Here is a 19,173-nt window from a genome sequence, read left to right on the forward strand (position 1 = left end):
ATAATCTGTCTTTATTGCCACATATAGGGTTAAATAACCAGCATCATTGAACAATAATCAAAAATATGAAAACAACGCTTGAAGAACTCTTGGCTTTCGTAACGGTTGTTGACTGTAATTCGATAACTAAGGCGGCCGATAAGCTGAATCAGACCGTATCTGGCGTTAGTCGGGCGCTAAGCCGGCTGGAAGAAAAGCTAGAAACTACGCTGTTAAGCCGCACCACCCGGCGTTTAGCTTTAACAGAGGAAGGGAAAGCCTTTCTGGCCCATGCACGAAATATTTTAGCCTCCGTGGAAGACGCCGAAGATCAAATGGCAATACGACGCCAGCAACCTTCGGGCCTATTGCGGGTTAATGCCGCATCGCCTTTTATGTCCCATACCATCATTCCTATCATTGGTGATTTTCGCAAAAGTTATCCGCAAATAGAGTTAGAGCTTAATACCAATGACCATTTTATCGATTTGTTAGAACACAAAACCGATATTGCCATCCGAATAGGGACATTACACGACTCAACGCTTCATGCCCGACATTTAGGTACCAGCCAGCGGCGGGTTTTAGCCCATCCTGATTACCTGTCAACTAAACCGCCAATAAAAAATATTCAAGACTTAGCCCATCACCAACTATTGGGGTTTACTCATATAGATAAGCTGAACAATTGGCCTTTTAACGATGAACAAGGGAATTTATTGCATATAACCCCTACGCTATCGGCTTCTAGCGGCGAAACGTTAAGACAGCTGGCTCTGGCCGGTGAGGGTATTGTTTGCCTGTCTGACTTTATGACTCATAAAGATCGGCAAAACGGCCAGCTGGTTGAAATATTGCCGGAACAGGCGGTAAAAGTATTACAACCAATCAATGCGGTTTATTATCGGAATACCCAGCTTTCAGCCAGGATTACCTGTTTTTTAGATTTCTTAAGCAACCGAATTCAGAAACTGCTTTAACACGCCTTAATGCCCAATCAACACCACCAAAGAGCCCTCTTATTTGGTGGTGCCTCTGTGATACCCAACCCTATAAATAAACTCAATAACTCTGCGTTATTTCTCAATGTGAAATTAATCATAAATAATTAACACGATCGTGGAATTCTTTTAAGACTCGACTACGATTAATTTAATCACACAGTGTGAGTTTATAATTATCATTTTGTTTTATAGAAATTAATTATAGAAATAGCCAAGAAAACATAACTCGTAATTAGCATTTCACCCCAAATAATTAAGCATGGAGATTTTCATGAAAAAAACGCTGTTAGCTATGGTGGTGCTCAGTGTCGGTATGACGACATCTATCTCCACAATGGCAGCCACAAAAATTGGTGTCACTATTTATAAATATGACGATAACTTTATGTCCGTTGTCCGTAAGGCGATAGAAAAAGAGGCCAATACCGATAAAGACGTCACGCTGCTGATGAATGACTCGCAAAACGATCAGTCAAAGCAAAACGATCAGGTTGACGTTTTAATTGCTAAAGGCGTTAAAGCATTAGCCATTAATCTGGTCGATCCGGCGGCGGCTCAGGTTATTATTGATAAAGCCCGCGGCGATTCTATTCCGGTTATTTTTTATAACAAAGAACCGTCTAAAGCTGCGCTGGACAGCTATGACAAAGCCTACTTCGTTGGTACTGACTCTAAAGAATCCGGCGTTATTCAGGGGGAACTTATCGCTAAGCAGTGGAAAGCCCACCCTCAATGGGACCTGAATAAAGACAGCACGCTTCAATACGTTTTACTGAAAGGCGAACCCGGTCACCCGGATGCCGAAGCCCGCACCACTTATTCGATCAAAACGCTGAATGATACCTACAGTATTAAAACCGCTCAGCTACAGATGGACACCGCCATGTGGGATACCGCACAGGCTAAAGACAAAATGGACGCGTGGCTGTCAGGCCCGAATGCCGACAAAATCGAGGTGGTAATTTCCAACAACGACGCCATGGCTATGGGCGCGATTGAAGCCTTAAAAGCTCACAATAAATCGGCTATTCCAGTGTTTGGCGTTGATGCATTACCAGAAGCACTCGCGCTAATCCGTCAGGGTACCATGGCTGGCTCAGTATTAAATGATGCGACTAATCAGGCAAAAGCAACGTTTGAACTGGCTAAAAATCTGGCCGAGGGTAAACCGGCGGCTGAAGGAACTAAATGGGTCATTAAAGATAAAGTGGTTCGTATTCCTTACGTTGGCGTAGATAAAGATAATTTGGATAAGTTTAAGTAATCCATTGTATTAATAAACAATCGGGGACCTAGCTCTAATGCCCGTCAGTTAAGCGTTTTTACATAATACCTTCTTACAACGTCGTTATCCTGGCGAAAGCCGGGGTGACGAGGGGCGATGATAATCCAGTAAATAGCCATATCTAATATGGCTATTGCGCTTAACTAACAAACATTAGGGCATCCCCCTTTAAGTAAGGCCAGCCGTATGAGCGATACAACTATCACGCCACCCACTGATCTATTACTGGAAATGAGCCACGTCAGTAAGTCATTTCCTGGCGTAAAAGCATTAGATAACGTTAATCTTAAAGTACGCTCTCATTCAGTTCATGCATTGGTGGGTGAAAACGGAGCTGGAAAATCCACTCTATTGAAGTGCCTGTTTGGGATTTATAAAAAGGACAGCGGAAAGATAATCTTTCAGGGGAAAGAAGTTAATTTCCACAGTTCAAAAGAGGCGCTGGAACAGGGCGTTTCTATGGTTCATCAGGAGCTGAACTTAGTTCTTCAGCGTACCGTGATGGATAACATGTGGCTGGGCCGGTATCCGGTTAAAGGCATGTTTGTCGATCAAAATAAGATGTATCAGGATACTAAAGCTATTTTTGATGAGCTGGATATCAAGATAGATCCGGCGGAGAAAGTATCAAACTTATCCGTCTCTCAAATGCAGATGATTGAGATAGCCAGAGCTTTTTCTTATAACGCCAAAATAGTGATTATGGATGAGCCCACCTCGTCTCTTACCGAGCGGGAAGTGAACCACTTATTTAGCATCATCAATAAACTCAAAGAGCGTGGCTGCGGTATCGTTTATATCTCCCATAAAATGGAAGAGATCTTCCGGCTATGCGATGAAATCACCGTACTTCGTGACGGGCAGTGGGTAACCACCCGCCCGTTAAAAGGGCTAGAAATGAACGATATCATTGCCATGATGGTTGGCCGCTCACTCACTCAACGCTTCCCGGAAAAAACTAACCAAATTGGCGAAATTATCCTTCAGGCTAACAATCTTACCTCCCGCAAGCAGCCTTCCGTCATCGATGTCTCCTTTGATTTACACAAAGGGGAAATATTAGGCATTGCTGGCTTAGTCGGAGCAAGACGTACTGACGTGGTGGAAATTCTGTTTGGCATCAGGGAAAAAATTACTGGAAAAATTTATTTAAACGGTAAAGAAGTTGATAACAACAGCGCCAATGAGGCAATTAATAACGGCTTTGCGCTGGTCACCGAGGAACGCCGTGCTACCGGAATTTATGCACATTTAGATATCGGTTTTAATGCCCTTATTTCCAATATAAAAATGTATAGAAATCGTTTGGGCTTATTAAATAATAAGCGGATGAAAAGCGACATTCAGTGGGTTATTGACTCTATGCGGGTAAAAACGCCGGGGCACAGAACGGCTATTGGATCGCTGTCCGGCGGAAATCAGCAAAAAGTAATAATTGGCCGTTGGCTGTTAACCCAACCAGAAATACTCCTGCTTGATGAGCCTACCAGAGGAATAGACGTAGGCGCTAAGTTCGAAATTTATCAATTAATTATAGAGCTGGCTAAAAAAGAGAAAGGAATCATTATTATTTCTTCTGAGATGCCGGAATTACTTGGTATTACCGATCGCATATTGGTTATGAGCAATGGCCGTATGGCAGGTATCGTTAATACTAAGCAAACCTCCCAGAATGAAATCCTGCAGCTGGCATCAAAATATCTATGAGTTATAGGAACACCACTATGCATGCGCTAAATAAAAGCCCTGTTCTAAATTTCATGAAAAACAACGGGATCTATATTGTTCTTTTTGTTTTGCTTGGCATCATTATTATTCAAGATACGTCGTTTCTTAGCTTACTTAACTTAAGTAATATTCTTACCCAATCTTCCGTGAGAATTATTATTGCCTTAGGCGTTGCCGGGCTAATCGTTACGCAGGGAACCGATCTTTCTGCCGGCCGTCAGGTTGGACTTGCCGCCGTTATTGCTGCAACCCTGCTACAGTCCATGAGCAATGTGAATAAGGTATTCCCGTCACTGGGTGAAATTCCTATCGCAGCGGTCATTATTACCGTTTGTCTGGTGGGTGCCGTGATTGGATTAATCAATGGATTAGTCATCGCCTATCTGAACGTGACGCCGTTTATTACCACTCTAGGTACGATGATTATCGTTTACGGCGTGAACTCGCTGTACTACGACTACGTTGGCGCCTCACCTATCGCCGGATTTGACCCAAGATTCTCTACGTTTGCTCAAGGGTTTATTAGGATGGGGGATTTTAAACTTTCCTACATTACCTTTTACGCCATCATTGCCATTATTTTTGTCTGGATACTGTGGAATAAAACCCGCTTCGGGAAAAATATTTTTGCCATTGGCGGTAATCCTGAAGCGGCGAAAGTATCGGGTGTGAACGTAACGTTAAACCTGATACTCATTTATGCGCTTTCCGGCGTGTTCTATGCGTTTGGAGGTCTGCTTGAGGCCGGTAGAATTGGTAGTGCAACCAATAATTTAGGGTTTATGTATGAGTTAGATGCCATTGCTGCCTGCGTAGTCGGTGGGGTTTCATTTAGCGGCGGCGTAGGAACCGTCTCAGGGGTGGTTACCGGGGTACTTATTTTTACCGTAATAAACTACGGGCTAACCTATATCGGCGTTAATCCTTACTGGCAGTATATTATTAAAGGCAGCATTATCATTTTTGCCGTAGCGTTAGATTCATTGAAATACGCGAAGAAAAAGTAATTTATTATGCTGTAAAAAAACGTCGCTAAAATAGCGACGTTTTTTATTAACAATCTAACAGAGCTCTAAACTAGCCCCATTGGTATAGAAGATTCTATTTTACTCTGCGTCTTTTCCGTATTTAGGAGAACGCGGACCATAAAGAATACCATCAGGTTTTCCAGCACCAAGCAGACGAACGCTGGTCACCCCAGCAACGGCGAAACTTTTGTCACTCAGAGTATGAACAATTTGGCTCACCGCAGCCTGAACCAATATGCCGATTAAACTACCCGATCCAGAATTTTGTTCATTAGATGAGGCCGTTGCCGAACCGCTCCATAAAAGAGTGCCCGTTGCTAAATCAACTAATTTAGCCTCAGCGGTAACTCGAGTATCACTGGCTATGACCTGATAAGAGGTACCATAGTCTTTAACGGTTATATAAAGTGCGCTATCAGCACCAAATATTTCCCTAAGCTTTACTGCGCTGGTGGACTGAATATCACCACTATTAACCACACCGTTCTGCTTAAAAACCTCTTCTACCGTGGCTACAGGGAAAACATAGTAACCCGCTTCGGATAAAGGATTAGTGACCTGAGAAAGCATACCGTGGCTAGCGTTAACCTCAGGAGAATCATTCTGAGGTAATAAAACTAAAATACTTTTAGGCTGATGTTGCCTAAATGCCGTGTAGTCAAAATTTTCTTTTTTAGCACAGCCGGTTAGTAATACAGCCGCTAATAATCCACATAATGCGATAATCCGTTTCATTTTTTACCTCCTTTACTTTTATTAATTAAGAAATTCATAAAAGTTGTGGATTCTGGAAACTGTGCTTTTTCTGCCTCGAACTCAGGTATAGCTAATTCAGGGTGACCTGTATTGCTATATAACATACCTAAATGAGCATGTAGCCCTGGAGGAACAGGTAAGTTTTTTGCCTGTGCTTTTTGAATAATTTCTTTCAGCTTCTCAATTTGCTGTTCTGGACTGGTACTATCACTCTGATAATATTGATAAATTGTAGCTTGATAATCATTCCAGTAATAAATAGGCCGCGGTGCTTTAGAACATCCCACCAATAAGAGAACGGCTAATAAACAACCAATTTTATAGATTAATTTCATCGTTATTCCGTTATAAAAAACTTATCCGTATAAATTATTGAGCTGGTTTCCATGCACCACTTTCAATACCTGTAACTAAATTATTTACCGCTTCGCGAATGGCTAAATCCAATACTTTGCCATTTAGCGTTGAGTCATAGCTGGCAGTGCCGCCAAAGCCAACCACTTCACGGTTTGATAATTCATATTCTCCGGCGCCCTGAGAAGAAAAAACGACTTCAGAGGTTTGTACATTCACTATATTTAAATTAACTTTAGCGTAGGCTATTTGTGTTTTTCCACGGCCCAAAATGCCAAACAGCTGGCGATCGCCAACTTCTTTACGGCCAAACTCAGTAACATCACCGGTAATAACGTAGCTAGCGCCTTTGAGCGTTTGGGCTTTTCCTTTAATTCCGGATTCAACCTTAATCTCTTCCATATTGGTACGATCTAATACGTTAAACCGACCGGTTTGCTGTAAATGCGTCACCAAAATAGTTTTTGATTGGTTGCCTAAACGATCAACACCGTCAGAAAAAACGCCGTTCATGTAGCTAGAACGATTATCAAATTTTCCAACGGAAATAGCGCTACGAGGACCACTATATGAAGTGCTATAAGAAGCAACTTTAGCAACCTCAACCGAGCGTGATGACTCAGTAGCACAGCCCGACAATAATATTGTTACTACAAACGTAGATAAAAAAATGACTTTATTTTTCATGGAAAAATCCTTCAACAGAGGTAAAATAACGCTTAAATATTTATTATCAATTTGATTTTTAATAAAAATTCGCACCATGATATCAATATTTAACATGAGAGTATTTATTAATTATTTACTATTTTATATCTTTTATCCACAACTGAGATGACCGGTACCTGTCTAGTTTTTTCAAAGTAATCATAGGCCGGTTTTAGGCTTTGCCAGAAAGATAAATCCGCTGATTCCCGATGGTTGTTGATATTTTCCTTGGTCATTGCAAAAGGAAAAATATGAATCGGAATGCTTTTCTGCCCACTGTTCAACGCTTGTTCTACTAAGCCATAAATCTCAGTAATAATTGGATCGGTCATGGCGTAACACCCAACAGAAGCGCAACCTCCGTGAACCATCAAAAAGTCACCGGTATAGCCGTTGGCTCTATCGAACGCATTGGGATAGCCAATATTAAAAGAGAGATGATATTGGCTTTTGGGGTTGAGTAACCTTTTGTCCGTTGAGTAAAAGCCTTCAGGACTCTTCATATCACCCTGTACCTTTTTAGGGCCTAATCCGCCGGAATAAGCGCAAATTACATAGGTTTTATACAGGCCATATTTTTTCCCATCGGAAGTAACCCAGAGCTCAAGTTTATCTTCCGCTTTTAACAACCGGATATATAGACGATCGCCGGGTTGAATAACAATAGTTGGGCGTTGAGGATAAGAGGACGGAGGAACAGCGCTATTAGTAGAATCGTTTTTCATAGCTAAATAATCTGAAATATTACGATAAATGAAAAAACTGACGAGCAATATCAGCAGCAGAAGAACAATAAAAACGGTTTTCCTCATGGGGGCTATATTCCTTTATACCGACGGCAGTAAATCATCATAAGCTAATAACAAAAAAGCCAATCTGCGAACAGACTGGCTTTTATAAAACACCGAACAAAACGTAGCGTGTTTTAGTACATCAATTTCTTGGTCAATTCAATTACGCGCAGTTTTGCAATCGCTTTGCTTAACTCTGCAGATGCCTGTGCATAATCGACGTCACCATGCGAATTACGGATATGTTCTTCCGCTTTGCGCTTGGATTCCATTGCCCGGGCTTCATCAAGATCCTGTCCGCGGATAGCCGTATCAGATAAAACGGTGACGATAGTCGGTTGGACTTCGAGAATACCACCTGAAAGGTAGATAAACTCTTCATCACCGTTAACCTTAACAATACGAATCAGGCCCGGCTTGATGGCAGTGAGCAGCGGGGTATGCTGAGGAAAAATCCCCAATTCACCTTCACTACCCGTCACCTGGATTTTTTGGACCTCGCCGGAAAACATATTGTTCTCCGCGCTGACTACATCCAGATGGAAAGTTGATACAGCCATGTCGCCCTCCTCATTGCACCATTACAGTTTCTTGGCTTTTTCCACTGCTTCTTCAATGGAGCCAACCATATAGAACGCCTGCTCTGGCAGGTGATCGTATTCACCGTTCATGATGCCGTTAAAGCCACGAATAGTGTCTTTAAGCGATACATATTTACCTGAAGAACCGGTAAATACTTCAGCAACGAAGAATGGCTGAGACAGGAAGCGCTGAATCTTACGCGCACGAGATACCACCAGCTTATCGCTTTCTGATAGCTCATCCATACCCAGAATGGCAATAATATCTTTCAGTTCTTGGTAACGTTGCAGAATTGACTGAACGCCACGAGCACAATCGTAATGCTCCTGACCAACAACTAATGGATCCAACTGGCGGCTGGTTGAATCAAGCGGGTCAACTGCTGGATAAATACCCAAAGAGGCAATTTGACGGCTTAATACAACGGTTGCATCCAAGTGGGCAAAGGTTGTTGCTGGCGATGGGTCAGTTAAGTCATCCGCAGGTACGTATACCGCTTGTACCGAAGTGATTGAGCCCGTTTTGGTTGAGGTGATACGTTCTTGTAATGTACCCATCTCTTCCGCCAGCGTTGGTTGGTAACCTACAGCTGATGGCATACGGCCTAACAGTGCTGATACTTCGGTACCGGCTAAGGTATAACGATAAATATTATCGATGAACAACAGAACGTCACGACCTTCATCACGGAATTTTTCCGCCATGGTTAAGCCAGTTAACGCAACGCGCAGACGGTTTCCAGGTGGCTCATTCATTTGGCCATATACCAGAGATACTTTGTCTAATACGTTTGATTCTGTCATTTCGTGGTAGAAGTCATTACCCTCACGAGTACGCTCACCAACGCCGGCAAATACAGAATAGCCTGAGTGCTCAGTCGCAATATTACGAATTAGCTCCATCATGTTTACCGTTTTACCAACGCCGGCACCACCGAACAGACCAACTTTACCGCCTTTAGCAAACGGACAGATCAGGTCGATAACCTTGATACCCGTTTCCAGCAATTCATTGGCATTGGACAGATCTTCATAACTTGGTGCAGCACGGTGGATAGCCCAACGTTCTTCTTCACCAATATCACCCTTCATATCGATAGGCTCACCAAGCACGTTCATAATACGGCCTAGAGTAGCTACGCCTACGGGAACTTCGATAGGGTGCTCTAAATTAAGTACGTTCAGACCGCGGCTTAGGCCGTCTGAGGTACCCATAGCGATACAACGAACGACGCCACCACCGAGCTGCTGTTGAACTTCCAGCACCAGTTTGACATCGATTTGAACTTCAAGCGCATCGTACACTTTAGGTACAGCATCTTGAGGGAACTCGACGTCCACTACGGCGCCGATAACCTGGATAATCTTTCCAGTAGCCATCTTGAATCCTCTACGTAATTCCTAAACCTAGCTTTAGACCGCTGAAGCTCCCGATACAATCTCGGTGAGTTCCTGAGTGATACTGGTCTGACGCGCTTTGTTATAAACTAACTGAAGCTCTTTAATCAGCTCGCCGCCGTTATCGGTTGCGGCTTTCATCGCTACCATTCGTGCAGCCTGCTCGCTAGCCAGGTTTTCTACTACACTTTGATAAACCTGCGATTCGACATAACGACGCAGCAGAGTATCTAGCAGCGACTTCGGATCGGGCTCGTATAGATAATCCCAGGACTTGCTTTTTAACTCTTCATCATCTGACTTAGGTAACGGTAGTAACTGTGTGATTTCTGGCGACTGGGACATGGTATTAACAAACTTGTTGTTTGCCACATACAGTCGATCTAAACGACCTTCATCGAAGGCCTGTAGCATCACTTTTACCGGACCAATCAGTTCAGATACAGAAGGAACATCACCCATTCCGGTCACCTGAGCAACGATATTACCGCCAACCGATGAGAAGAAAGAGGCACCTTTAGAGCCAATTACCGCCAAATCAACGTTAACGCTCTTATCGTTCCACTCTTTCATTTCAGCCAACAGTTTTTTGAATAGGTTAATATTCAAACCACCGCACAGGCCCCGGTCGGTAGACACCACCAGATAACCAACGCGTTTAACGTCACGGTCATCCAGATAAGGGTGCTTATACTCAAGATTACCTAACGCAAGGTGACTAATCACTTTACGCATCATCTCAGCATAAGGACGGCTTGCCGCCATGCGATCTTGCGATTTACGCATTTTAGAGGCGGCAACCATTTCCATCGCTTTGGTGATCTTCTGCGTATTTTGTACGCTACCGATCTTACTACGAATTTCTTTTGCGTTGGCCATATCAGCTTCTCCTCACTACCAGACGGCCCCTAAAGGCCGTTAGGTATTACCAAGACTGGGTTGCTTTGAAGGCATCAAGGATGGCTTTGAATCCAGCCTCAATCTCATCGTTATAGCCACCAGTTTGGTTGACTTGCTGTAAAAGCTCGGCGTAGTCACGCTCGGCAAAGGCTAACAATGCCCCTTCAAAGCTACCGATTTTTTCTAATTCAACGTCTTCCAGATAACCACGTTCTGCAGCAAAAAGAACCAGAGCCTGACTTGCTACCGACATAGGTGCATACTGTTTCTGTTTTAGCAGTTCAGTAACTTTCTGACCGTGGCTTAGCTGTTTACGCGTTGCATCATCTAAATCAGAAGCAAACTGGGAAAATGCTGCCAGCTCGCGATACTGTGCCAGTGCGGTACGAATACCACCGGACAGTTTCTTAATGATTTTAGTTTGTGCAGCACCACCAACGCGGGATACGGAAATACCCGGGTTAACAGCAGGGCGAATACCGGCGTTAAACAGGTTAGATTCTAAGAAGATCTGACCATCGGTGATAGAGATTACGTTAGTCGGAACGAACGCAGAAACGTCACCTGCCTGAGTTTCGATGATCGGTAATGCGGTTAAAGAACCGGTTTTACCTTTCACTTCACCGTTGGTAAATTTTTCAACGTAGTCAGCATTAACGCGTGCTGCACGCTCTAACAGACGGGAGTGGAGATAAAACACATCGCCTGGGAACGCTTCACGACCTGGTGGACGACGTAGTAACAGAGAAATCTGACGATAAGCTACGGCCTGTTTAGACAAGTCATCATAAATAATCAGAGCATCTTCACCGCGGTCGCGGAAATATTCACCCATCGCACATCCGGCATAAGGCGCCAGATATTGCAGAGCGGCTGATTCTGATGCAGATGCAACCACAACAACGGTGTTTGCTAATGCATTATGTTCTTCTAGCTTACGCACAACGTTGGCGATAGTTGAAGCTTTCTGGCCAATAGCCACATAAATACATTTAATGCCAGAGTCGCGTTGATTGATGATCGCATCGATTGCCATTGCAGTTTTACCCGTCTGGCGGTCACCGATAATCAGCTCACGCTGACCACGGCCGATTGGGATCATGGCATCAACAGACTTATAGCCAGTCTGTACAGGCTGGTCTACGGATTGACGCTCGATAACGCCCGGAGCAATCGCTTCAACGGCAGAAAATCCGTCGTTTTCGACCGGACCTTTACCATCAATAGGTGCACCCAACGTGTTAACAACACGACCAAGCAGACCACGACCAACCGGAACCTCAAGAATACGACCGGTACATTTGACCTTCATGCCTTCCGCAAGATCGGTATATGGACCCATAACTACCGCACCAACGGAGTCACGCTCAAGGTTTAGTGCTATCGCATAACGGCTGCCTGGCAATGCGATCATCTCGCCCTGCATAACATCGGCTAAGCCGTGAATACGGATGATTCCGTCACTAACGGAAACAATGGTACCTTCATTGTGAGCTTCACTCACAACGCTGAACTGAGCAATACGTTGCTTAATCAGCTCGCTGATTTCTGTGGAATTCAGTTGCATGTTCCAGTCCCCTTAAGACTGCAATACTTCAGTCAAGCGATCAAGACGGCCACGAACGCTGCCATCTATCACCATATCACCCGCACGGATGATAATACCTGCCATGACAGACTTATCTATTTTGCAATTTAGCTTAACTTTGCGTGACAAACGTTTTTCCATCGCAGCGGCTATCTTAGCCATCTGGTTGTCATTCAATGGAGTAGCAGAGGTGACATCCACTTCAATGGTTGACTCCTGTGCTGAACGCAGTTGAATAAACTGTTCTAACACGTCAGGAAGTACGATTAAACGTCCATTTTCGGCCATGACCTTAACCAGATTTTGACCATTCTCGTCGAGCTGCTCGCCACATATAGCAAGAAACGTACTTGCTAAATGTTCCGGAGCCAAGGCGCTTGATAATAAATCAGCGACTTGGTCATCGCGGCTAACTTGAGCAGCAAACGTAAGCATTTGCTGCCAGCGGTCTAAGCCTTGCTGCTCAACGGCAAAGTCAAAAGCTGCTTTGGCGTAGGGGCGAGCTACAGTAATAAATTCAGACATCTGCCCCTCCCTCCTTACAGTTCAGCGACCAGTTTATCAACGATGTCGCTATTAGCAGCTTCATCCACGGAACGTTCGATAATTTTCTCAGCACCGGCAATCGCCAGCATAGCTACTTGCTTACGCAATTCTTCACGCGCACGTTTGCGTTCTGCGTCTATTTCAGCCTGAGCCTGAGCAAGAATCTTAGAGCGTTCTTGTTCAGCCTCAGCTTTAGCTTCGTCGACTATTTGAGCTTTACGCTTATTAGCTTGCTCGATAATCACCTGAGCGTCAGCCTTGGCTTGAGCTAACTGGTCGGTCACATTGGCTTGCGCTAAGTCCAGATCTTTTTTAGCTCGCTCTGCAGAAGCTAAGCCGTCAGCAATTTCTTTTTGACGCTTTTCGATGGCACTGATAATCGGTGGCCATACGTACTTCATACAGAACCAGACAAACAGGACAAACGCTATCGCCTGGCCGAGGATTGTTGCGTTAATATTCACAGCACAATGCCTCTTTCTAATTTAACGATTGGGTGTGGTTTCAATTATGCAACGTTACGCGACAGCGAACATGACATATAAACCCAGACCAACAGCAATCATCGGGATGGCGTCGACAAGACCCATAACGATAAAGAACTGTGTACGCAGTAATGGGATAAGATCTGGTTGGCGAGCAGCACCTTCCAGGAATTTACCACCCAAAATGCCGATACCGATTGCAGCACCGATCGCTGCTAGGCCCATCATTATAGCAGCAGCCATGTACAGCAGATCCGTATTTAGGTTTTCCATGACAGTCTCCAGTTTATTTCAGTTAAAACTTAGCAGGGTTGTGAATATTAATGTTCTTCAGACGCCATCGAGAGATAAACAATCGTCAGAACCATAAAAATAAAAGCCTGTAACGTAATGATCAGTATGTGGAATATAGCCCAAGGGACATTAAGTAACCACTGAGACCACCAAGGAAGCAGACCAGCAATAAGGATGAAAATTAACTCACCCGCATACATGTTTCCGAACAGTCGAAGACCGAGGGAAACAGGTTTGGATAGCAAGCTAACGCCTTCCAAAATTAGGTTAATAGGAATAAACGCCCAGTGGTTAAACGGCTGCATTGTGAGTTCTTTTACAAAGCCGGAAACACCTTTCATTTTAATGCTGTAAAACAGAATTAAAATGAATACGCCTATTGCCATTGAAAGGGTAATACTCACGTCAGCGGTAGGCACTACGCGAAGAGCAGGTAGCCCGAAAACGTGTTCACCAAGGTAAGGTAGTAAATCAATTGGCAGTAAGTCCATGGTATTCATTAGGAAAACCCAAACAAATACGGTAAGAGCCAGAGGCGCTATAACTTTACTATGGCCTTGATACATGTCTTTAACGGAGCTATTAACAAAACCAATAATCAGTTCTACCGCACACTGGAGTTTTCCAGGAACGCCACTGCTGGCTTTGGCCGCTACACGACGAAAGATAAATAGAAACAATAACCCAAGAACAATGGAAAAGAACATCGAATCAATGTTAATTGCCCAAAAACCTGGCGAATCACTCCCCGGTTGTACGAGTTCAAAAGTACGCAGATCCAGCTGAAGGTTGTTCAGGTGGTGACTGATGTAATCTTTTGGACCAGATATTTCCCCTGATGCAGACATGATGCCTCTCACCCTTTGGTTATCAATTAATGACGAAAAATATTTATTACGGCAGGTGCCAGTATTTGCACTATCAACACCGTTAGGTAAGTTACGCTAAGAGGCAAAAAATCAGCCTTAAAAACTGCCAGCGAAACTACTAATAGGATGATAGTTAAAATTATTTTAACGACTTCGCCGATAAAAAACGACCAAGCTAGTCGACCATAGGCTTGCTTATTGTCCTGATGCCGCCATGTTAACAACAGAAACACTGCGCTGGGCAAACAGGCTGATAAACCACCTAAGAAAGCAGAGAGAGCCCATTTATGGCCGTTAACACAAAAAGCTGCGCTAAATAAGATAACGACAACAAACTGTACTAACAAGAGTCTGCGGGCTGCTACTGAATCATAAAGCGCAACAGACATAGTAATTTTCTCTTTGAGCTTTCATTCCACTTAAACAGTAGAAACTAGTGTTGTATAAAACTGTCTTTATCCGCCGGAGTCAAGCGGGAGAAAGCGATTGAATTATACGGTGGAGCCCAGCTAATTCAATATGTAAGTAACAAAAAAGTGAACAAGTTTTTAAAAATCTAGAGAACCATTTTCTATTACCTATCAACCTAGCGCGGCTTATTATTACTAATAATGTTAAACATGCTGTGAATAATTATCCTTTTGTGAAGTGACTCACACAAAAAAAACAATCCACGAAACAATACATAAATTAATTATCTTACTAATAACAATAATATTTATACAAATTACTTCACCTGAAAGGATTCAACACTCTGAATAACGACGATGAAGTAATAAAAACATGTTTATCTTTGTTAGCATCAACAAACTATAGATGGATAACGCAATTTTGTTTATTTTATGTTAAAAAATGTAGTAAAAAAAACTAAAATAACGTAATTACCATTCAGTTTTACTCATTTTATTTAACTTTTAAAATTTTTTTACTAAAGCACAATTTACTCAAGAGAGGGATATCCAATTAGTTAAATTGACTATTTTTTATCCTCAACCACAATAATATGACGCTCTCCGTCAAGTTCAGGAACGTCTAATCGGATGATGCTTGTTATCCGAAAACCTTCAGGCAGTTGATCTAACTCTTCCTGAGAAACCACGCCTTTTAACGCATAATATTTACCACCGCTTTTAGCCGGTAGATGGTGGCACCAACTCAACATATCCTGAAGCGAAGCAAATGCCCTACTAATTACGCCATCAAAACCATCAGGAATAGAAAAATCCTCAACCCGGCTCTGTACAGCAGTGACATTAGCGATGTTCAGCTCATGCATAACCTGACGTATAAAACGAATACGCTTACCTAAGCTATCCAGAAGGGTAAAGTGTGATTCAGGACGAACTATTGCTAGCGGGATCCCCGGTAAGCCAGGGCCAGTACCAACATCAATAAAATAGCGGCCTTGCAAATGCGGGTTAACGACAATGCTGTCCATAATGTGACGAATTAGCATTTGTTGAGGATCTCTTACAGAAGTCAGATTATAGGCTTTATTCCATTTATTTAATAAAGCCACATAGCCCAGAAGCTGCTGCTTTTGAAGATCGGTTAACACAATATTGGCCGACGACAAAAGTCGATTAAATTGATTTTCCAAGACTATTTCCTTAAGCACTACGACGTAGCATACCCTGCTTTTTAAGCCAGACTAACAAAATGGATATAGCCGCTGGCGTAATACCTGAAATTCGGGATGCCTGACCAATAGAACTTGGCTTATGATCGTTTAATTTAGCGCTAACTTCATTAGAAAGGCCTGATACCTGTCGATAGTCTAAATCAGAGGGTAGAACGGCGCTTTCATTGCGTAGATGTTTTTCTATTTCACCCTGCTGACGGGCAATATAACCTTCATATTTGACCTGGATTTCAACCTGTTCAGCGGCCTGAGGATCTGATAACCCCGGTGAAAACAGTGGCAATGTAGATAATGTCGCGTAATCAACTTCGGGGCGTTTTAGCAGTTCTTCACCCGTTGCTTCTTTGGATAACGGCGATTTTAATAACGCATTGATCTCTTCAACATGATTCATATTAGGATGAACCAGAATACTTCTTAAACGCTGACGCTCAAGCTCAACTAGCTCTTGTTTACGGCTAAAATGTTCCCAGCGAAGATCGTCTACTAACCCGAGATTACGTCCAATTTCGGTCAGACGAAGATCGGCGTTATCTTCTCTTAGCATAAGCCTGTATTCAGCACGCGAAGTAAACATTCGATAAGGTTCTTTAGTGCCTAATGTGCTGAGATCGTCAACCAGAACGCCAATATAAGCTTCGTCACGGCGCGGAGACCAACCTTCTTTATCCTCAGCATAACGACCGGCATTAAGCCCGGCTAAGAGGCCCTGAGCTGCCGCTTCCTCATAACCGGTAGTTCCGTTAACCTGCCCAGCAAAGAATAATCCGCTGATAAATTTACTTTCCAGCGTAAGTTTAAGATCGCGCGGATCGAAAAAATCATACTCAATGGCGTAGCCGGGACGTACGATATTGGCATTTTCCATGCCGACCATCGATCGGACTATTTGCATTTGAACGTCAAACGGTAGGCTGGTTGAAATACCGTTAGGATAAACTTCGTTACTGTTCAAACCTTCGGGTTCTAAGAATATTTGGTGTGAATCACGATCGGCAAAGCGCATTACTTTATCTTCAATCGACGGGCAATAACGTGGGCCAATCCCTTCAATAATTCCAGCGTACATCGGGCTACGATCTAAATTACTGCGGATCACACTGTGCGTTTTTTCGTTAGTGTAGGTGATATAACACGGAATTTGTTGAGGATGCTGTTCTACATTTCCCATGAATGAAAAAACGGGCAGAGGCGTATCACCGTGCTGTTGCTGCAGAATATCAAAATTGATAGTACGTGCGTCAATTCTTGGCGGTGTGCCTGTCTTTAGTCGGTTTACTCGTAGGGGAAGTTCACGTAAACGCTGTGATAAGCCGATTGAAGGTGGATCCCCGGCTCTGCCACCGCTGTAGTTTTCTAAACCAATGTGGATCTTTCCGTCAAGAAACGTTCCTACGGTAAGTACCACAGCTTTAGCTCTGAATCTGAGTCCGATCTTGGTAACCGCACCGACAACTTTTTCATTTTCAACGATCAGATCTTCTACTGGCTGTTGGAAAATCATCAAGTTTGGCTGGTTCTCTAGCGCAGATCTTATTGCCTGTTTGTACAACGCACGATCGGCTTGAGCACGCGTTGCCCTAACTGCGGGGCCTTTACTGGCGTTTAATGTTCTAAACTGAATTCCTGCTTTATCAATAGCCTGAGCCATTAATCCACCAAGAGCATCCACCTCTTTCACCAAATGCCCTTTACCAATACCACCAATAGCCGGATTACAGGACATTAGCCCTAAAGTATCGATATTGTGAGTCAGTAGAAGAGTCTGTTGACCCATACGGGCAGCGGCCATAGCGGCTTCTGTACCGGCATGACCACCACCGATTACGATGACGTCAAAGGGATCTGGATAAAACATGGTGCTACACCTCGGGATGTTCGGACGATCGCGTTTAAGGATCTTAGGTCAGGGATTCTACTTAACTTTGAAGTTTAGTCCAACTGCCTTGGATCCTGCTTAATTAAAGAAAGATCTTTTTATTTAGAGATCTTCTTATTGGATCTACTATTAGGATCGATAGATCTTGTGGATAAGGAGTTATTTATCTTTGGGATCAGTTTATTGGGTTACTTGGATCGTTGTGGAAGATCGGTGATCTTATTCAGTATAAGCTGGGTGTAGTATTGCTAGTTATCCACAATCATGATTTGATTAATTAGTTGTTATTGGGATAACTACAGGTTAAACACCTATTTAAACTATACTTATACACAACTGAGTGCGTATTTATTAATCGTTTTTGAGTAAAATAATCCAATTTTCTAACCAAACCTCTGCCGGATCTTCAGGAATCTCATGTTCAGTCACGTCAATTTCTAGTCGATCGCCTATCCTTTTTGCTCCACGATCCTGCAAAATTCGATCGGCAGTGACGATCCCGCCACAAAAAGTATCGTACTCTTTACTGCCTAAACCTATGGCTCCAAATTTAAGATGGCTTAGATCTACTTTTTGTTGTTCTATTTGTTTAAACAGCGGCAAAAGATTATCGGGAATTTCTCCTGCGCCGTGGGTTGAAGTGACTATCAGCCAGATACCTTCACATTTTAATTCATCTAGTTCAGCACCGTGCAGGATCTCAGTTGTAAATCCGACCTGATTCAACTTTTCTTCAAGATGTTCGGCAACGTATTCTGCACTACCTAAAGTACTACCACTGATCAATGTTATATCTGACATAAGGATCCTTTGGATTTTACCGTTTGGAGCCGTATTGTACGCTGTGAAACAGCTGGGATCTACCTGTGGATAATGTGGGTATTATAAAAAATAAGTTATGGCCTGATCGTCCGCATAATAGGATTCTGTAAGGATATAAGCGTTTCTGTTGACTGGATTTCGTCAATGGTTTGGATCTTGTTGATAAGTACCTGTTGCAACCCATCGATGGACCGAGTCATTACCTTAATAAATATACTGTAGTGCCCAGTTGTATAATAGGCTTCAACCACTTCTTCTAAGCTTTCTAGCTTAGCCAGCGCTGAAGGATAGTCTTTTGCACTTTTCAGAATAATGCCAATAAAACAGCAAACATCGTATCCTAGCCGTTTTGGGCTTATTTCTACCTGCGTACCTAAAATAATGCCTGCCTGCCTCATTTTTTCTACCCGAACGTGGATAGTGCCCGGACTTACGTTGAAATTTTTAGCTAATTCAGCGTAAGGAACCCGCGCATTTTTCATTAATTTGTTAAGTATGCTGCGATCTAAATTATCGATCTGATAATTATCAGCCAT

Annotated in this window: 21 protein-coding genes; 4 read left to right on the top strand and 17 right to left on the bottom strand. The window is 43.1% G+C overall.

Going from position 1 to position 19,173, the window contains the following annotated elements:
* The first annotated feature begins 65 nt into the window (after positions 1-65).
* From GVI43_RS07455 to mglC, 4 genes are all read left to right on the top strand, one after another.
* Positions 66-959: a LysR family transcriptional regulator gene (locus tag GVI43_RS07455; RefSeq protein ID WP_159566229.1), complete on the top strand. Its 894-nt coding sequence runs from the start codon at positions 66-68 to the stop codon at positions 957-959.
* 295 nt (positions 960-1,254) lie between these two features.
* On the top strand, positions 1,255-2,247 hold the full coding sequence (gene mglB, locus GVI43_RS07460) for a galactose/glucose ABC transporter substrate-binding protein MglB (protein ID WP_159566230.1): 993 nt from the start codon (positions 1,255-1,257) through the stop codon (positions 2,245-2,247).
* Positions 2,248-2,454: 207 nt separating this feature from the next.
* Positions 2,455-3,975 carry a galactose/methyl galactoside ABC transporter ATP-binding protein MglA gene (gene mglA / locus GVI43_RS07465; RefSeq protein ID WP_159566231.1) on the top strand — a complete coding sequence of 507 codons (1,521 nt, stop codon included), beginning with the start codon at positions 2,455-2,457 and terminating at the stop codon, positions 3,973-3,975.
* A 17-nt stretch (positions 3,976-3,992) separates the two neighbouring features.
* A complete protein-coding gene (gene mglC, locus GVI43_RS07470; RefSeq protein ID WP_159566232.1) occupies positions 3,993-5,003 on the top strand; it encodes a galactose/methyl galactoside ABC transporter permease MglC in 1,011 nt (336 codons plus the stop codon).
* A 99-nt stretch (positions 5,004-5,102) separates the two neighbouring features.
* On the opposite strand, the gene GVI43_RS07475 is transcribed toward mglC, so the two are convergent.
* The 17 genes from GVI43_RS07475 to asnC form a co-directional block, all read right to left on the bottom strand.
* Entirely contained in the window at positions 5,103-5,759 is a 657-nt protein-coding gene (locus GVI43_RS07475; RefSeq protein WP_159566233.1) for a DUF799 domain-containing protein, read from the bottom strand.
* Positions 5,756-6,115, bottom strand: coding sequence for a DUF4810 domain-containing protein (locus GVI43_RS07480; protein ID WP_159566234.1), 360 nt, complete (start codon positions 6,113-6,115; stop codon positions 5,756-5,758). The genes GVI43_RS07475 and GVI43_RS07480 overlap by 4 nt, the downstream gene beginning before the upstream one ends.
* A 34-nt stretch (positions 6,116-6,149) precedes the next feature.
* On the bottom strand, positions 6,150-6,821 hold the full coding sequence (locus GVI43_RS07485) for a CsgG/HfaB family protein (protein ID WP_159566235.1): 672 nt from the start codon (positions 6,819-6,821) through the stop codon (positions 6,150-6,152).
* A 107-nt stretch (positions 6,822-6,928) separates the two neighbouring features.
* Positions 6,929-7,654, bottom strand: coding sequence for a L,D-transpeptidase family protein (locus GVI43_RS07490; RefSeq protein WP_159566236.1), 726 nt, complete (start codon positions 7,652-7,654; stop codon positions 6,929-6,931).
* 113 nt (positions 7,655-7,767) lie between these two features.
* Complete coding sequence (locus tag GVI43_RS07495; RefSeq protein WP_159566237.1) at positions 7,768-8,193, bottom strand: F0F1 ATP synthase subunit epsilon; 426 nt, start codon at positions 8,191-8,193, stop codon at positions 7,768-7,770.
* 21 nt (positions 8,194-8,214) lie between these two features.
* A complete protein-coding gene (atpD, locus tag GVI43_RS07500) occupies positions 8,215-9,594 on the bottom strand; it encodes a F0F1 ATP synthase subunit beta (RefSeq protein ID WP_159566238.1) in 1,380 nt (459 codons plus the stop codon).
* Positions 9,595-9,627: 33 nt separating this feature from the next.
* Positions 9,628-10,491: a F0F1 ATP synthase subunit gamma gene (gene atpG / locus GVI43_RS07505; RefSeq protein WP_159566239.1), complete on the bottom strand. Its 864-nt coding sequence runs from the start codon at positions 10,489-10,491 to the stop codon at positions 9,628-9,630.
* A gap of 46 nt (positions 10,492-10,537) precedes the next feature.
* Positions 10,538-12,079 (bottom strand): F0F1 ATP synthase subunit alpha, encoded by a 1,542-nt coding sequence (gene atpA / locus GVI43_RS07510; protein ID WP_159566240.1) that lies wholly within the window; start codon positions 12,077-12,079, stop codon positions 10,538-10,540.
* A gap of 12 nt (positions 12,080-12,091) precedes the next feature.
* Positions 12,092-12,625, bottom strand: a complete 534-nt coding sequence (gene atpH, locus GVI43_RS07515) for a F0F1 ATP synthase subunit delta (RefSeq protein ID WP_159566241.1) — start codon at positions 12,623-12,625, stop codon at positions 12,092-12,094.
* Between the two features lie 14 nt (positions 12,626-12,639).
* Positions 12,640-13,110, bottom strand: a complete 471-nt coding sequence (gene atpF / locus GVI43_RS07520; protein ID WP_159566242.1) for a F0F1 ATP synthase subunit B — start codon at positions 13,108-13,110, stop codon at positions 12,640-12,642.
* Positions 13,111-13,164: 54 nt separating this feature from the next.
* Positions 13,165-13,404 (bottom strand): F0F1 ATP synthase subunit C, encoded by a 240-nt coding sequence (atpE, locus tag GVI43_RS07525; RefSeq protein WP_029094800.1) that lies wholly within the window; start codon positions 13,402-13,404, stop codon positions 13,165-13,167.
* A gap of 47 nt (positions 13,405-13,451) precedes the next feature.
* A complete protein-coding gene (gene atpB, locus GVI43_RS07530) occupies positions 13,452-14,273 on the bottom strand; it encodes a F0F1 ATP synthase subunit A (RefSeq protein WP_159566243.1) in 822 nt (273 codons plus the stop codon).
* Positions 14,274-14,299: 26 nt separating this feature from the next.
* Positions 14,300-14,683 (bottom strand): F0F1 ATP synthase subunit I, encoded by a 384-nt coding sequence (gene atpI / locus GVI43_RS07535; RefSeq protein WP_159566244.1) that lies wholly within the window; start codon positions 14,681-14,683, stop codon positions 14,300-14,302.
* A 587-nt stretch (positions 14,684-15,270) separates the two neighbouring features.
* Positions 15,271-15,894 carry a 16S rRNA (guanine(527)-N(7))-methyltransferase RsmG gene (rsmG, locus tag GVI43_RS07540; protein WP_159566245.1) on the bottom strand — a complete coding sequence of 208 codons (624 nt, stop codon included), beginning with the start codon at positions 15,892-15,894 and terminating at the stop codon, positions 15,271-15,273.
* A 10-nt stretch (positions 15,895-15,904) separates the two neighbouring features.
* Entirely contained in the window at positions 15,905-17,794 is a 1,890-nt protein-coding gene (mnmG, locus tag GVI43_RS07545; protein WP_159566246.1) for a tRNA uridine-5-carboxymethylaminomethyl(34) synthesis enzyme MnmG, read from the bottom strand.
* A 372-nt stretch (positions 17,795-18,166) separates the two neighbouring features.
* Positions 18,167-18,616 carry an FMN-binding protein MioC gene (mioC, locus tag GVI43_RS07550; RefSeq protein WP_159566247.1) on the bottom strand — a complete coding sequence of 150 codons (450 nt, stop codon included), beginning with the start codon at positions 18,614-18,616 and terminating at the stop codon, positions 18,167-18,169.
* Between the two features lie 95 nt (positions 18,617-18,711).
* Positions 18,712-19,173, bottom strand: coding sequence for a transcriptional regulator AsnC (gene asnC / locus GVI43_RS07555; RefSeq protein ID WP_159566248.1), 462 nt, complete (start codon positions 19,171-19,173; stop codon positions 18,712-18,714).

The organism is Budvicia diplopodorum, from assembly GCF_009800925.1.
In the GTDB taxonomy this organism is placed as follows: Bacteria; Pseudomonadota; Gammaproteobacteria; order Enterobacterales; family Enterobacteriaceae; genus Budvicia; species Budvicia diplopodorum.

Bases quoted from the DNA above. Each gene is read 5' to 3' on its own strand.
- atpA (WP_159566240.1), bottom strand. From the start codon at position 12,079: ATGCAACTGAATTCCACAGAAATCAGCGAGCTGATTAAGCAACGTATT.
- atpD (WP_159566238.1), bottom strand. From the start codon at position 9,594: ATGGCTACTGGAAAGATTATCCAGGTTATCGGCGCCGTAGTGGACGTC.
- mglC (WP_159566232.1), top strand. From the start codon at position 3,993: ATGCATGCGCTAAATAAAAGCCCTGTTCTAAATTTCATGAAAAACAAC.
- mglA (WP_159566231.1), top strand. From the start codon at position 2,455: ATGAGCGATACAACTATCACGCCACCCACTGATCTATTACTGGAAATG.
- mioC (WP_159566247.1), bottom strand. From the start codon at position 18,616: ATGTCAGATATAACATTGATCAGTGGTAGTACTTTAGGTAGTGCAGAA.
- asnC (WP_159566248.1), bottom strand. From the start codon at position 19,173: ATGGCTGATAATTATCAGATCGATAATTTAGATCGCAGCATACTTAAC.
- atpH (WP_159566241.1), bottom strand. From the start codon at position 12,625: ATGTCTGAATTTATTACTGTAGCTCGCCCCTACGCCAAAGCAGCTTTT.
- GVI43_RS07485 (WP_159566235.1), bottom strand. From the start codon at position 6,821: ATGAAAAATAAAGTCATTTTTTTATCTACGTTTGTAGTAACAATATTA.
- GVI43_RS07480 (WP_159566234.1), bottom strand. From the start codon at position 6,115: ATGAAATTAATCTATAAAATTGGTTGTTTATTAGCCGTTCTCTTATTG.
- atpI (WP_159566244.1), bottom strand. From the start codon at position 14,683: ATGTCTGTTGCGCTTTATGATTCAGTAGCAGCCCGCAGACTCTTGTTA.
- GVI43_RS07495 (WP_159566237.1), bottom strand. From the start codon at position 8,193: ATGGCTGTATCAACTTTCCATCTGGATGTAGTCAGCGCGGAGAACAAT.
- mglB (WP_159566230.1), top strand. From the start codon at position 1,255: ATGAAAAAAACGCTGTTAGCTATGGTGGTGCTCAGTGTCGGTATGACG.
- GVI43_RS07475 (WP_159566233.1), bottom strand. From the start codon at position 5,759: ATGAAACGGATTATCGCATTATGTGGATTATTAGCGGCTGTATTACTA.
- GVI43_RS07490 (WP_159566236.1), bottom strand. From the start codon at position 7,654: ATGAGGAAAACCGTTTTTATTGTTCTTCTGCTGCTGATATTGCTCGTC.
- mnmG (WP_159566246.1), bottom strand. From the start codon at position 17,794: ATGTTTTATCCAGATCCCTTTGACGTCATCGTAATCGGTGGTGGTCAT.
- atpG (WP_159566239.1), bottom strand. From the start codon at position 10,491: ATGGCCAACGCAAAAGAAATTCGTAGTAAGATCGGTAGCGTACAAAAT.
- atpE (WP_029094800.1), bottom strand. From the start codon at position 13,404: ATGGAAAACCTAAATACGGATCTGCTGTACATGGCTGCTGCTATAATG.
- GVI43_RS07455 (WP_159566229.1), top strand. From the start codon at position 66: ATGAAAACAACGCTTGAAGAACTCTTGGCTTTCGTAACGGTTGTTGAC.
- atpB (WP_159566243.1), bottom strand. From the start codon at position 14,273: ATGTCTGCATCAGGGGAAATATCTGGTCCAAAAGATTACATCAGTCAC.